We start from the raw sequence: 14,842 nt of genomic DNA on the forward strand, positions 1-14,842 counted from the left end.
GCTATTGTATCATGGTTTTTATGGAAGTAATTTTGGTTATGTGAATTAAAATTTATTTTAATTTCAATGAGCTGTGAATGAGGCTCCAACCATTTTTCAAATAACGTCACTTGATAGCATGCAGTGAGTTCATCAGTCGGCTTTTGCAGATGTGAGTGATGCTATTCGCTCTGTAGAGAAATCGTGAAGCGTTACGACTTTAGCTATGACACGAGCGAACCTTGCTAGTGACAATATACTCGAAAAATGAGTAGTTATGCACTTTTACCTGCATAATAAAAGTTAAATCGAGTTTTGCTATAGTTTGCTGCTGAAACAGCTCAAATATGCGCGAAAACACGCGATTTCTGCATGTTAATAGTTATTAAAGTGCAGGACGTGTTATGTGAGTCGCATACATCCTAATGTACCTCGGCAATGGTTTGATAAAAGTGCAACGGACGCTAAACTGTGTACTAGTTCAGACCTGAACTAGTACACACAGTTAAAAGGTGACCCAATCATATTTCTTAGAAAGAAAGTTCTTAACCTCTTGGGAAAGATGTGGATTATCAGCAAGTGCCTGAATAACAGAGTTTCGATTGTCTTTGGCCAAAATATTCTGCGTCTCATGGTATCTAGTTGCTTGGGCAAGCGATTCTCTTAAGCTGCTCGGACTGTCAGAAGCTAGTATGTTTTGGTCCTCTTTTGTGATTTCAGGTTCACCTCCAAATAATGAAGACATGATTAATTTCGAGTTTGTGAGTGTATAGTAAATAGCTTCAGTAAAGGAATTATTTCCAAGTATTTCAGGTAAAACGTTTTCATTAGAATAAAGCGCAGCTCTCACATATTTTTTGACGTCTTTTGCTAGAATGTACTGCGTTTCTTCAGAAATGTTTGGATTCTCAGCAAGAGCCTCCCTGATGTCACTATCATTATCGTGTACAAGAATAGCTTGGATTGCATGGAGGCAATTACGGTTTTTAGCAAGAGCTAGACGTACATCGCTGCTATCGTCATTTGCAAGTATACTTTGAAGCTCCAAAGAATCCATCGCTCGGCGCGCAATCAGACATCTAGTAGATTGGCTGCAATCATTGATAAGAGCAATCTGAAATTCCAACATACATTTTTCGTTTCCGGCAAGAGCCTCCCGAACATCTTTCTCAGGATCTTTTGCTAAAACACTTTGCAACACTTGCAAGCAATTAGGGTTTTCAGCAAGACAACTGCGAACACCCTTGCACTCATCCTTAACCAAGAGATTTTGTAATTCAGGGAGGCAGTTAACATTTTGTGCAAGGCTTTCCCGAACATTACTTTCACTATTCTTGATAAGAACTAGCTGAATTTCTTTTGTCATTTCAGTATTTCGAGCAAGAGAAGCTCTAACTCTATCGTCACTATCTGCCGCTAGAACATTCTGATTATTGAAGGAAATTGTTGGATTACAAGCCAAACTGCTGCGGACATATTCTTCTCTATCCTTAGTTAGAATCTCTTGAGTCGATTGAGTAAGCCTTGTATTTTTAGCAAGTTCAGAACGAACGTATTCTTCCAAATCATTAACTAAAATATGTTGTGTTTCTTCAGAAATTGTTAAATTGGCTGCAAGTGACTCCCTTACGTAGCGTTCTTTATCTTTTGTGAGCAGGCTTTGAGTCGATTGAGTAAGCCTTGTATTTTTAGCAAGTTCAGAACGAACGTATTCTTCCAAATCATTAACTAAAATATGTTGTGTTTCTTCAGAAATTGTTAAATTGGCTGCAAGTGACTCCCTTACGTAGCGTTCTTTATCTTTTGCCAAAATATTCTGAACATCTTGACAGATATATTCTTTTTCAGCTAATACCGCTCGTTTTAATAATCTTTCGTTATTTGATTCCAGAATTTGTAATTCTGGTGAAACTTGTAACAAACGATTCTGCAGCTCAACTGTGATTGAAGAATTACTTTCTATCCCCTTCCAGAAGTCTAGTGTTGGATTTAATCGCTTTTCTTGTAGCATGACTTCAACTAAATCTAGCGGAATATTCGGATGTCTCGCTGCTAACTCCAACGCTTTATCACGTAATTTTTTCTGCGCTACCGAGATTTCTTGATTTACTTCTGCAGGGCAACACTGGGTAACAACTAAAGCCAATATTTTCTCTGTGCAACATGGATTTTTCAGAACAGCCTCAATAACGCTTTCTTCAATATCTTGGATTAACTTTTCATGTATTGACTCAGGGCAATCTGGGTGTTCTGCAAGCTTGCGACGACGGAGGTGATTTGGATCATCAATCCATTTTTTCATTTGCGCCAAACTTTCACCAACTTGGCGCGATGCGCTACGAAGTTTAAGTTGTTCGAACAAGGTTTCGTAGCTCTGAATCTTATCATGCTGACTCTGGCTCAACGGGACTGTAGCAGCGATAGCTGCGCGCAAGTCGTCTTGGCTCACATTTTGACAGCTACCGAGCACAGTTTTTTCCAGTGCCAAATTGACTGCATTATGGATGTCGGCACCGCAGTAATAGCGGCAGACTGCTGCCAGCGCTTTGAGATCGAGTTCATCAAGGTTTTGCTGCGATTTCTGTAGCCTGACGCGTAAAATAGCTTCGCGTTCCTGTTGGTTTGGAAATCCAACATAAAATACTTCATCAAAACGCCCTTTCCTTAACAGTTCAGGGGGCAATGCTGTGATGTCATTGGCCGTGGCAAACACAAATACTGTTCCCGATTTGTCTTGCATCCAGGTCAAGAAATAGCCAAGTAGGCGTGAAGTTACTTCGGATGCCCCGCCGCCACTGCTGGTCTGGGCAAAGGCCTTTTCCAATTCGTCGATCCATAATATGCATGGGCTGATACTTTCAGCCGTGGCAAGTGCTCGGCGCATGTTCGACTCACTTTCACCAACGTATTTACCAAGAAGGCTACCCATGTCGAGGCGTAGCAATGGTAACTGGAACAGATTAGCCGCAGCTTTAGCTGCAAGCGATTTACCACAGCCAGGCATGCCAGCTAGTAATACACCTTTGGGAGCAGCTATGTTAAATGATTCGAGTTTTTCTATTTGGCGTATCAGTGCTGCGCGTTCGCACAACCACTCTTTCAGTTCTTCCAAACCGCCAAGGTCGTCGATACTTTCATTGACTTTGACCATTTCCAGCACCCCACTTTTGCTGATAAGGTTTTCTTTTTCGTGCAGGATGGCTGTAATAGCGTCACGGTCAAACGAAGAGTGCTTTTTTTTAATTCGCAGAATGACCTGACGAATCTGTTGAAGGGTAAGTCCAGCACAAGCATTGCAGACGGCAGTTCGTTGCTCATCTATAAGCTGCAATCCGAACTGTGCGGCCAGATCATCTATTTGATTGCCTATGTCACCGCGTGACGGTAACGGTAAGGGCAGAATCTGAGTACCAGCTTCGATTTCTTGTGGAAGTTGCATGAATTCGCTGACAAGCAGAACGGCACTTAAGCCTTCGTGATTTCGGTGGATACGATTTAGCAGCTGTTGCAGGCGAGCTCGGGCATGCTGATCCTCCGCCAATGCTGATTTAGCGTTCTTGATGACAATCAGTTTATTGTCGAGATCTTCATCTCTTAAAGTAGGAAGAGATTGCGAGAGCGTAACTAGCTGGTTAACGTCATTCCCCGAAAGAGGTTGTTTGTTTTGTGGATCAACCCAGCCGTAGCCAAGATTCCATTCAAGAATATGAAAACCTTCCTTCTCCGCCAATTGCGCCAGTAGCCCGTCAATACGGACTTCCTCACTAGTCTGAATAAACACACAAGCACAGCCTGAATGTATATAGTCCGTTAGCTTCTCAGTAAAGTTAGGCAGGCTCATGATGTAATTATCCTTTGTCAATGACTAGTCTTAGTTTGCTAATTTTGCGGTATCAGTTAAAAATACTGGAAAATAAATTTTTCATAGAGTTAGCGGCATTCAAGACTGCATCAATGGTCGAGCTAACGACAGATCTAGTAACGTTAACTGCAGTTTTGACTATAGCTTTGCTACCTTCATAAACCGTTTCGCCAAACGTACTGCCAGCAATACCTCCTGCCACTCCGCCAACAAATCCTCCAACAACTGTTCCTACCGGCCCCAATACCGTCCCCCAAGCTGCTCCAATTGCAGTACCTTCAACTGCTCCATAGAAGCCGGCTACTGTTACAACTGATGTTCGTCCGCAGTGATCCAGAGCTTCCTGACCGCTTATTTCGCCTTTTGCATACTTGTACATAGCTTTGGCACTTTCCATACCAATTACCGCTATCTGGGCAATTTTACCTGCAGGCGTTGCTTTGAGCGCATTCCCTAGCCAGCCATTACGACAAGCCACCATCAGACCGCCAGAAACGGCAGTTTGCAAACCAACATCTGCCGCCCCCTTGAGACTACTACAAAAAAACTCCTGCATATCCGCGCTAGTGCTTTGATTTTTTTGCCCCGTGAGGGAATTCCATACACGCCGACTTAGAATACGCACCCCATGAAAACTGGCTGTGATGCAAGCGCTTAACAAAGCCTGTTTACCAATGTGCTTAGCAATTTCAATACGGTTGACCCCGTCCCATTTGTATTGCCGAGCTTCATGCTCGCGCTGCGCTTTTTCTTGCAATACCTTGGCTTCTTCCTTGGATAGAGGAGTGGACGACACACCGTCAGCTTCAATTACCTCGGTGTTCTTTTGGCGAATACCGCCACCCTGTCCTTTAGGCACAAGCTTTTGCTGGCCACGATAATCGCCTTTTTCAAATAGTTCAGAAGTCGCGTCAGCGTCTTTCCCATATTTGGCTTGATAGCGGCGAATGATTTTGCCATTTTCGTTCTTGATGACGATGTCTACCGAGTTTTTCCCATAGCCCTGACCCGGTTCTGGCGACAACACCTCAGCACGCAATTTGCTGCCTTTGGTCACGGCATCAATGTTGAAAGTATCTGCGTGGTGTCTTTCGGCAATAAAACCATCAAGATTACGGGTCTGATTGATTCTACCATCGAGGTTGTGAATAGCATTCCAGTTGTCTCGAGTGGCAGTCTCCAACACCTGATCGATGTCTGATACATATGCACTCACACTAATGGAACCGCTGGCTTGTGCGCCTTCCTCGATTTTTTTCGCGAACCAGCTTTCTTGACTCATCCCCTTATCAAGGTGCTGTTGTAATTCTATTCGGTCATTGTTTCGTTGTTTCACGCTTGCGACTATATCGTGAGCCGAATCCAACAAATCTGTTTCGCTCTCCCAGATGCCGGGGTGCTTGCGCAATTCCTGAATCAACCATGTTTCAAGTTCCATGGAGTGTTTATATTGTGAATAAGAATCGACAAAATCTCTGATGCAAACTGCGGTGTTCTTGGAATTCTCTTCGCAACCAAAGATTTCCGACTCAACTCGTGTAGCAAAAGTCTCCTGATACTCACTACTGTTGAGCAACTCGAAATCTTTTTCTGTGAAAACGATATTTTGTACTGTGATTGAATCCATGATTATCCTTGTTTGCTAATTGAATCATCCAGATTTTTAAAAATTGTATTGCACCCAAATACTGGGACAACACCCTGCTATTAATTTGCGATTTGCTTTTTCAATATCCTTATCAACTATCGCATTGGTCTGTGGATATAACTGTTCTAATTACGATGTATCAGTCATTGAAATTTGATTTTTATTCAGCAATACACGAAGGTGTTCAAATAGCTTTCGTAAAAAATAAACGCACGATTCATTTAATATCTCTTTAAATAGTATCAAAACTAAAACTATGCTTTTGAGATATTTGTTGCAAGTGCAGAGAAAGTTGCTCAAGAAAAGTTTCTGCCTCTATTTCAGGTTTCAGTATTCGCACGTTTGGAAGCCAAAAACGCAGTGTTGGGAATAACTGATCTCGGTGAGCTATTTGAGTTGTAACAATCAACTTACCTTCTGTCGTTTTACTGATGATTTTTTGCTGTGGCAAAATGTTTCGCCGTTCAAAGTAGCGAGCAATCGCTGGTTGAATTTCGACTGTCACTTCCTTTTTCTTCAAGCTAAACCAAGCATCGTCTTCTGTATCGAGATAGCCATTGATATCGGTATCAGCTACGAATGTTGCCTTTTTCACATCTAACCATTCAATGCCACTGACTTGGTAAGCCTTGATGTTGAGTTCGATGTCAGTTGCTGCTAGATACCAAACGCCTTTTAAGCTCATCAATCGGTACGGCTGGACTGTGCGTAATTTACCTTTGTATTGAATTGAGCAAATTTTGCAGTCCTTGATTGCCGAATCTAATCGACTGAAAACTTTTTTCTGATGTTCTGAAGTTAACTGTTCAGGTGGCAAAGGCAAAATTTTGATTCGTTTATATTCTATCGCCGACAGTAAACTAGGTAGTGGGCTTGTTTCAGAAACAGGTAATAACTTTCCTAAACCTGTTTTTTCACTGAGGCTGCTAATATCTGGAAGTTCATCTTTCTTTGGTTTTTCAGTTAATATCCTGTAGACCCCATCCTTTGAGCATGAAACGACCGATCCAATGCGACTCAAATCGCGGTAGATAGTTCTTTCGCTAACATTGAATTTGTTAGCCAGTTCATTTCGTGAGACTTTACCACTCTCGAACAACTGCAGCAGAATCTGAGCTAGGCGTTGTGCTAAAATCTCGTTGCGCGATAGATTATCCATAACCATCTCTCGTTTATTATTTAGATCCACATTATCACAGTATACTGACAGGGTATGTCAGTTCAGAAGTTGTTCATGAACTTTTTTTAGCATCAATATTTCTTGGCTGTATTCAGTGGCTCCACTTCGAAATGAGTCTATAAGACTTCTAATTAAGGAGTGGCGATTCACCTTTATAAAAACAGGTAACCCTCATCTTTTCAAAATGATGTGTCAGATCTCGTATAAGCTAATACACCTTATTATTCATCGTCATTCGCTGAGTCAGAATTTGGATGCGCTTTTACTAATTCATCAAGTCTTTTCTCCGACAACCATTTTAGACGTACCACTTGAGTAATAAGAGTGTTCCGTAATCCATTGTTGACCTTGCGTTCACTAATTATGTGCGAAAGACTCGCAATTGTTGCTGCTCTACGGGCTATTCTTGAGTCCGGATGACTTCTAAGCGCTAGCACTTCAGGGGAAATGATTGTCCCACTAAATGATTCTGGGAGTTCAATATCTAACAGGGGTTGTGGAGGTTCTTTTTCGTTAAGAATCGCACGAAACTTTGACTGTTCTATAGCTAAGTCATGTACTTTTCTTTCTAAAGCATCAAGTACTAACTTCTGATCTTTACCTTTAAAGTCTGTAATCGGCCAGACGCAAATTTGGTACACTTCCATAGGATCAAGCACTGACATTGCCACAGCATCTGTTCTTCGATTTGTTAGGTGTCTTCTGATACGAGTTCTTAAACTTTCTTTGGTCTGTCCAACATAGATAGGTTCTAATTCATAGTCGTAAAATGCATAAACACCAAATTTGTAATTTCCGACCTTTTGCCCATGAAACTCACTATCTAGAAATTTTGATAGGGACTTACGTAATTCTTCAGTCTCAAATGGACTACTTCCTGTACCATAATCAATCACTTCGACAAATCCTCCATTTCATTTTTGGAGTCATTTAATCCTATAAAGAGTAAGAATTGAAGAAGAATTTGCACAGTCAGGCATTTAGTTCGCTATAGTCGCTAGGATTCCGATAGCTGCAATGGAGAGACTTATTTTTCAGTAAGCTTTTTCAGATAAATGGGAAGCAGACGGCGAAATGTTGGGAGTAAATAGAGTATCGAGAGGAAAAATGAAACTTTGGTGGGTCGTGAAGGATTCGAACCTTCGACCAATTGGTTAAAAGCCAACTGCTCTACCGACTGAGCTAACGACCCCTGTCAAAGTGGGAGGCATGTTACCCTGAACACACCCCTCAAGCAAGAGGATATTTATGATTTTAGATACAAAATTGCATGTTTTGGGCACGATAAAGTGTGACTGGGTGAAATTTAACCTGCCAGTTTGTTTATCTTCTGATCTAATTTTGAAATCGCATTTAAATAATCCTTTCTCATCTCATTCTGATTGGCAATGAAGTATGCATTCGTCTTTTCTGCTAAAGGTAAGAGAAGATGCTTACTTAGGTAGCTAACGGCGGGTACAGCTACTGCATCACCCATCGCTTTGTAGCCTTGGTTGTATGTGCCAGGGATGATATAAGTATCACCTGCCCCCATCAGTCTTGCCGTCTCTTTTATTGATAGTAGTCGTGTACCTAATTCACCATTTCTATAAATTACGAGGTATTGCCTACTACTACCCCCTGATGGCGTTCTTAAGCATCCAGCTACATTATCAAAGCGAATTTCTAATACCTGCCTACCATTTCTAATTCTTTTATAACCAGGAAAAACAGTATGACCTTTGCTAATGGCGTCTTTTAGTTTGGCCATATGGTTTTCAGGGATTAAGCTGATGTTATGTTTTACTTTTTCTTCTGAATCGAAAGGTAGGTCTATCTCGATTAGAGCATCTAATCCAATTGTTCGCTTCGTCGGAGGGGTTAAGTTCCACCATATCCAGTTTTGGACTTTTGTTGAAACATTGATAATGGCCTTTGAATGAGCCCAATTTGGACCATCACTAATAAACCCGTCGAGAGGGATGTTCTTATCGATACCAATCACAAAAACTCTTGGACGGGATTGTGGAACCCAATTCTCAGCATCGAGCATGACTGCGCCAACATTGTACCCTCTAGCCAATAAGGAGTTGTGAAGCGCAACGTAATGCTCTCCTTGTTTCGAAGACACTAAACCAACCACATTCTCAGCCACTACGATAGGAGGTTTTTGTGGAATTTCATCTATTATGCGTAACCACTCCCAAACCATCCCACTTCGGCTGCTCTGAATCCCATTCATATGTCCAGCTAAAGACAAATCTTGGCAGGGAAAGCTCGCCCATGAAAGCTCATGTTCTGGTAAATCCATACCACTAACTTTCTCAATTGAATCAAGGTGAAATACAGCAGGGTTGTGATTGGCAATGAAAACTTTTTGCTTTTTTTCGCAAATGTCATTTGCCCACACAGTTTCGAATTCAGCTTTGATTGCTTCAGATACAAGGCCGCTCCCAGCAAAGAAGTCGACACATCTAAACTTAGAATTATCATCTGATACTGAGACTGTCTGACTTGTAGCGTTTTGAATTTTAATGCTATTGCTCATTTTCATAATCTTGTGTTTATTCTTGCTTCAGATGAGAAGTGTAAATATCGGAGATAAAGTGCAATCAAAAGAGTTTTTCGATCTTACATTAGTGAGCTCTTCAGTTGCACCACTTTTGTATCGCTTTTGAGTTCTGTGTTGACAGATGGAGTTGGGGGTAGTCTTATGTAATTGATATTATTTGACATTATAGTGATTGTGAAAATGACTTTTGATTTATTAGTTTCTCATAATTAATCTTTTAAATGTTACTCCAAAGATCTCAAAACCAAACAACTCCTTACTGAATATCTTTGGGATTACATTGCATTAGTTCAGTTCTGGTGTGGTATGTGACTCATAGTCGGTTGCGCCTAAGGCAAAGATTTGGGAGCATCCTGTCTATTGTTATGTGTAGGACTGACTATGAGTATTAAACTGGCAACAGCGGTAACGTTAAGGCAATTGCGCAATGAGGCTGGGTTAAGCCAAGAACAATTGGCAAGGCAATCTGGTATTGATCGCACCTACATTTCGGGAGTTGAACGCTCCATTCGTAACATCACCCTTGATTCGCTTGAAGGGCTTATTGGCGCACTAGGCGTGACTTCTGAAGAGTTTATCCGTAGGTTACATGATGAACTGATTAAACAGAGGTCATAGCTGCTCAGTTTGAGTCACTTTCATAGGCGGCCAGCATTTCAGATAATACGTAGTACCAAAGTGACGTTGTTAAGCCAACTCATTAGTTAACACAATCATTGAGTTATCATACCTTTTATTTCCTTGGAGAACTCTATTGGCTTCGGTCTCGGCAGCGTACCAAGCCTGACCCAGCTCAGAATCCGGAGCCTGCTTGTAGGCCGCATAACATTCAGCGGGGTCTAAATCGTTTTCCTCAAAGTAAAGAACCGCTGATTCCAATCCCTCTTGTGCCAGATAGTCTGGTACATCACCAACACCTTCAGCGCCTAACTCAAATTTATTCATCATATTATTCCTATACTTCATTTGGATTCAAATGCTTGCAATAGCCTGCGCGAAATTCATCTGGATTGTGTGCCCAAGATTAATGTGCCGTGGCTAATTGTCTCAGATACGCCGTTAATTCTGATGGGCTTTCAGTTGCCAGTACCACTTCGCTCCCTTCATCTGCGTATATTTCTGGCTCAGTATCTGTTCCTTCATTGGTGGCTGTCATTACGACATAGCGCTCTTGCCCAAGTTCGCGGCTATCAGGTTCTTCATAGTCCACCCAAAGGACTAGGTACTGGGAACCTGCTTTAAAAGTAAAGCTAGGGCAGACATCATTGTGCCAACTCTTATCAACCAACCAAGGGAATTCGGAATGGTCAAAGCCTAAATTAAAGCTTTCACCAAACTCGCGTTTATATAGTGTCATTTTAAGCTCCTAAATTTGTAAGCTATGAATGTTAAGTGATTGAGGCCAAGTTAAATGCTATTTGGTTTAGATACAACCCACTTTTTTGTAGTGCATTTCCCACTCTTTATATTTTTCTTTCAATATATTAAGGTGCTTTTCACTGCGTTTTCTAATCGATTTTTTGACTGTTACTTCACCGAGGTCAACACCAGATAACTCTTTACTGAACATCTTAGGGATTACATGGCTGTAGTGCTTTTCAATCATCGCAACACTAGTACCACATTGTTTAGCCAAGACTTCCATATTCACCCCCGCTAAGAGTTGCCAAGTGATATAGCTGTGGCGTAAGGAGTAAAGCGACCTATCACCATGTGGGGAGTTCTTTAAACCTGCGTTTTTCAACGCCTTTTCAAAGGTCTTCGTTAGCTCGTTAGTTGTGTTTCCATCGGCTAAACGGAAGAGCTTGTCTGTGGGTTTCCGGTTTGGGAATCGTTCGCGTAATGATTGTAAGCTCGACAGAACCTCTTCACGACACACAATCTCACGAGTCCCAGTATGCTTTATGGTTTTGCCTTTGGTGACGGTAATAAATAAATGAACGGCAGTGCCGTTGGTCTGGAAGCGGATATCGCCCCACGTTAAATTATCCATTTCAGTACCAGCCCTGATACCTGTGTAGACTGCAAATTCCATATAATCGATTAGCAATTCACGGATTTGTCTGGTCTTTTCTTTACGGCTGTTTTCCTCCAAGGCAACCACGGCATCAAAGGCTTTTTCATACTCTTCTGGTGTGAAGTGTGCGCGTCGTTGTGACTCAGCACCTTTAGTCGATAGGGACGGCACTTGAGCGGCTAGCATCCATTTCTGGTCTACCGCTTCTTTGAATACTAACTGCATGGCAGCATTGTGGTTCAGTAGCGTCGATTTTGCTGGCTCACGGCCGAAATGCTCTATTCGCCATTTATCAAATTCACGTAGCTTATCGCTGTCGATAGAGGTGATGTAAGTGCGGTCGAAAAAGGGGATATGGTACTTGCGGAGTACCTGAATGTAGGTTGTTAGCTTGTGCTTTTTTGGATTCTGTTTGTCTTTGTCTTTGTCTTTGTCTTTGTCTGTCTTATTTTTCTTTTCGGTATCGATTTTGATAATAACTTTCATGGCACTAATGGCTTTTTCTGCTACATCGCGAAAACGTTTGGAGCTAACAAAAAGGCCACGTTCCTGCAATATCCCAAATTCCATTTGTAGGCGGAGAGCCATGGCTATGGCTTTCTCTTTTTCCTTTTGCTTTGTGGCTTTGGCAATCCACTTGCCAGCAACTTTAATCCGCGCGTACCAACGCTCGCTATTGTCCTGCTTATAGACGTATAATTCGTCTGAGATATCGTGTCGTTCGAGTTGTTTGCTCATGGTCAGTGTCTGAGGTGTTTTTGCAAAGAATTTGCAAAGTTGATATTAGCACAAGCTAATTTTTGATAACTTACTGAAAAATAATACCTAAAAATTTGAGTTTTGATAAGAAATAAAACACTATCTTTTCAAAATCCGCCGCCCTTAAAAGCGTGACGGTTCGAGTCCGTCCTCTGGTACCATCCCTTTCAAAGGGACTCAAACCGACCTAGAGTCGGTTTTTTTGTGTCTTAAATTTGCTTCAAACATGCAACTTAGTGGGACTCGGCAATATCCATTTGTGTCATAGTCACGCCTTTGATTTGGGCATAGATAGCCTTTCCTGGAGCGAGTTGTAACTCGTCACAAGCCCATGGGGTGATATTGGCCCACAGTTCTTCTTTGCCAAGGGCAATTTTTAGCTGAATTTGCTCGCCATTATCGCTGGGGTAGAGCTCTTTTATGTTTCCTCTTAGTAAATTACGAATACTCGAGCCTTTAGGTTCCTCTGTGCAAACCGAAACATGGTTCGCTTGAATGCGCACCTTTAACTGTTTATGGGTGGGCGGTAATTGGCCGCTGACCCAGAGCTGATTGCCGTCATCCATCAACAGTCTGGTCATTGGATAATCAGGATGTCTGTCGGCGATTCTGGCGCTCAGCAGTGAACTTAATTCCTGCAATGGTACCCAGGGGCGCATCTGTTCACTATTCCATACCTGTGTTAGCGGTCCTTGGGCGATCATTTTTCCTTGATGCAACACCAACATATGGTCGGCAAGTTGTAGGATTTCATCCAAGCTGTGGCTCACATAGACGATTGGTAGCTTCAATTCCTGCGCTAGGGTTTGTAGGTAAGGCAGCAATTCGCGTTTTCGGGGTAAATCGAGGGAAGCTAAGGGCTCATCCATCAATAGCATTTGCGGCGAGGTGAGTAGGGCTCGGCCAATGGCGACCCGTTGTTTTTCACCGCCAGACAGTGTGCTGGGATAGCGGCTTAAAAGTTTTTCTATACCCAGTAGCGAGACAACTTTATCAAACAATTCAGGTGCTTTATAGCGCATTCCATAGGTGAGATTGCCCTTCACACTGTAATGGGGAAATAATCTCGCTTCTTGAAAGACATAGCCAATTCGGCGTTTTTCAGGGGGCAGATTAACGGTTTTATGTTTAAACAACAGCATATCACCAAGGCTAATCTCGCCTTTGTCTGGCGTGGTTAATCCGCCGAGTAAATTCACTAAGGAGGTTTTGCCCGCTCCTGAGCGGCCGAATACGGCGGTGACGCCCTGTAAAGGTAACTGGGTGTTCACCTTAAGTTGTAGTTGGCCGAGTTGTTTTTCAATATTGATGTTTAACATACGCTTGCCGTTCTTTTGAGGGCTTTTTTTGTGAGCCATTGGGAGGCGAGTAAGGAGGCCAGCGCTATCACTATCGAGATGATACACAGGCGCATTGCCTGATATTCCGCCCCCGGTGTTTCGATAAAGGAATACATGGCCAGCGGAATGGTGCGAGTTTCGCCGGGAATATTGGAGACGAAGGTAATTGTCGAGCCAAATTCCCCTAGGCTGCGGGCAAAGGCGATGATCATTCCCGACACTATTCCGGGCGAGGTGAGCGGCAGGGTGATGGTCAAAAATACCCGCCAGCGGCTGCTTCCCAAGGTGCGCGCCGCCTGTTCGAGGCGAATATCGACGGTTTCGAAGGACTGACGTATGGCTCTGACCATTAAAGGAAAGGAGACCACTGCGGCAGCGAGTGCCGCGCCGCGCCAGCTAAAGCTAAAACTTACGCCAAACCAGTTATAGATCCATTGTCCGATTACGCCCTGACGCCCCATGCTGATGAGCAGCAGGTAACCCACCACCACTGGTGGTAACACCAGCGGGAGATGCAGGAGACTGTCGAAGACAGCCTTACCGGGGAACTCTACGCGTGCCAACAACCAAGCGCATAAAATGCCTAAGGGTAAACTGGCGAGCACGGCAACCGCCGAGACTTTGAGGCTCAGCAGTAGCGCGGTGGTTTCGTATTCGCTGAGGAGTGGCCCGTCAAACAGCGAGCCACTTACTAAAACATCACTCAGCACTAGTTCACTCCAAAGCCATATTTTTCAAATACTGCTTTTGCACTTGAGCTTTGAAGGTATTGATTAAAGTCTTTAGCGCTGGCGGTGGATTCCTGCTTTGTTAAGGCGCTGGGATATTCAATCGGGCTATAGCTGGTGGCGGGGAAGGTTGCCACAATTTTAATCTTTTGCGCGACTTTGGCATCGGTCGAGTACACGATACCGAGCGGGGCTTCGCCCTGTTCCACTAATGCTAAAGCGGCGCGGACATTGTTTGCTCTCGCCAGCAGTGGCTCGGCGGTTTTCCAAAGATTCAGGTTTTCAAGCGCTTGCTTGGCGTATTGTCCGGCTGGGACATGATCAGGGTCGCCCACCGCTAAGCGGCTGCCATTGACCGCGGCCTTAATATCCCAATCGCTGTTTAGGGTGATTTGGTCTACTGGGCTATTCTTTTCGGCAATCAGCACTAAGGTATTTTTTAACAGGGTAATGCGGCTATTGGCATTGACCGCCTTGGCCTCGACGAGGTAATCCATCCATTTTTGGTTGGCGGAGATAAACAGATCGGCGGGCGCACCATTAGCGATTTGTTTGGCGAGTGTTGAGGAGGAGGCGAAGGAGAAAATCACTTTCGTTTGATGTTCCTTTTCGTACTGCTGGCCAATCTCATTAAGCGCATTCGTGAGGGATGCGGCGGCAAAAACCGTTACTTGTTCTTGGTCTGCGGCAAAGCTGATGCTGCAACTGAGGGCTAAGCCAACGACTGAGGCTGTGGTAAAGCGTAAAAAGTGTTTGAGCGAGCTCATGGTGTTCCTCC

Annotated in this window: 12 protein-coding genes and 1 tRNA gene; 1 reads left to right on the forward strand and 12 read right to left on the reverse strand. The window is 43.2% G+C overall.

Annotated features, from left to right (window positions below; genetic code table 11):
• Nucleotides 1-484: 484 nt before the first annotated feature.
• The 6 genes from IEY09_RS00625 to IEY09_RS00650 form a co-directional block, all read right to left on the reverse strand.
• On the reverse strand, nucleotides 485-3,820 hold the full coding sequence (locus IEY09_RS00625; protein WP_188869419.1) for an AAA family ATPase: 3,336 nt from the start codon (nucleotides 3,818-3,820) through the stop codon (nucleotides 485-487).
• Between the two features lie 52 nt (nucleotides 3,821-3,872).
• Nucleotides 3,873-5,468 carry a hypothetical protein gene (locus IEY09_RS00630; protein WP_188869421.1) on the reverse strand — a complete coding sequence of 532 codons (1,596 nt, stop codon included), beginning with the start codon at nucleotides 5,466-5,468 and terminating at the stop codon, nucleotides 3,873-3,875.
• Between the two features lie 253 nt (nucleotides 5,469-5,721).
• A complete protein-coding gene (locus IEY09_RS00635; RefSeq protein ID WP_188869423.1) occupies nucleotides 5,722-6,648 on the reverse strand; it encodes a helix-turn-helix transcriptional regulator in 927 nt (308 codons plus the stop codon).
• A gap of 242 nt (nucleotides 6,649-6,890) precedes the next feature.
• Nucleotides 6,891-7,565, reverse strand: coding sequence for a GIY-YIG nuclease family protein (locus tag IEY09_RS00640; protein WP_140906588.1), 675 nt, complete (start codon nucleotides 7,563-7,565; stop codon nucleotides 6,891-6,893).
• Nucleotides 7,566-7,785: 220 nt separating this feature from the next.
• Nucleotides 7,786-7,861, reverse strand: a tRNA-Lys gene (locus IEY09_RS00645).
• Between the two features lie 114 nt (nucleotides 7,862-7,975).
• The gene (locus IEY09_RS00650; protein ID WP_188869425.1) at nucleotides 7,976-9,196 is read right to left on the reverse strand and encodes a DNA cytosine methyltransferase; all 1,221 of its coding nucleotides are present in this window, start codon (nucleotides 9,194-9,196) and stop codon (nucleotides 7,976-7,978) included.
• Nucleotides 9,197-9,601: 405 nt separating this feature from the next.
• On the opposite strand from IEY09_RS00650, the gene IEY09_RS00655 reads away from it, so the two are divergent.
• On the forward strand, nucleotides 9,602-9,838 hold the full coding sequence (locus tag IEY09_RS00655; RefSeq protein WP_188869427.1) for a helix-turn-helix domain-containing protein: 237 nt from the start codon (nucleotides 9,602-9,604) through the stop codon (nucleotides 9,836-9,838).
• A 69-nt stretch (nucleotides 9,839-9,907) separates the two neighbouring features.
• Here IEY09_RS00655 and IEY09_RS00660 read toward each other — a convergent pair whose 3' ends face one another.
• The 6 genes from IEY09_RS00660 to modA all read right to left on the reverse strand — a co-directional run bounded on the left by IEY09_RS00660 (nucleotide 9,908) and on the right by modA (nucleotide 14,831).
• Nucleotides 9,908-10,168 (reverse strand): hypothetical protein, encoded by a 261-nt coding sequence (locus tag IEY09_RS00660; protein WP_188869429.1) that lies wholly within the window; start codon nucleotides 10,166-10,168, stop codon nucleotides 9,908-9,910.
• 76 nt (nucleotides 10,169-10,244) lie between these two features.
• Nucleotides 10,245-10,577, reverse strand: a complete 333-nt coding sequence (locus IEY09_RS00665) for a hypothetical protein (RefSeq protein WP_188869431.1) — start codon at nucleotides 10,575-10,577, stop codon at nucleotides 10,245-10,247.
• A gap of 66 nt (nucleotides 10,578-10,643) precedes the next feature.
• Nucleotides 10,644-11,975: a tyrosine-type recombinase/integrase gene (locus tag IEY09_RS00670; RefSeq protein ID WP_188869433.1), complete on the reverse strand. Its 1,332-nt coding sequence runs from the start codon at nucleotides 11,973-11,975 to the stop codon at nucleotides 10,644-10,646.
• A gap of 254 nt (nucleotides 11,976-12,229) precedes the next feature.
• Complete coding sequence (gene modC, locus IEY09_RS00675) at nucleotides 12,230-13,315, reverse strand: molybdenum ABC transporter ATP-binding protein ModC (RefSeq protein ID WP_188869435.1); 1,086 nt, start codon at nucleotides 13,313-13,315, stop codon at nucleotides 12,230-12,232.
• Entirely contained in the window at nucleotides 13,309-14,046 is a 738-nt protein-coding gene (gene modB, locus IEY09_RS00680; protein ID WP_051714210.1) for a molybdate ABC transporter permease subunit, read from the reverse strand. Before modB ends, modC begins: the two co-directional genes overlap by 7 nt.
• The gene (gene modA / locus IEY09_RS00685; RefSeq protein ID WP_037422185.1) at nucleotides 14,046-14,831 is read right to left on the reverse strand and encodes a molybdate ABC transporter substrate-binding protein; all 786 of its coding nucleotides are present in this window, start codon (nucleotides 14,829-14,831) and stop codon (nucleotides 14,046-14,048) included. The genes modB and modA overlap by 1 nt, the downstream gene beginning before the upstream one ends.
• Nucleotides 14,832-14,842 lie beyond the last annotated feature (11 nt).

Origin of the sequence: Shewanella xiamenensis (genome assembly GCF_014647135.1) — a bacterium.
Taxonomy (GTDB): domain Bacteria; phylum Pseudomonadota; class Gammaproteobacteria; order Enterobacterales; family Shewanellaceae; genus Shewanella; species Shewanella xiamenensis.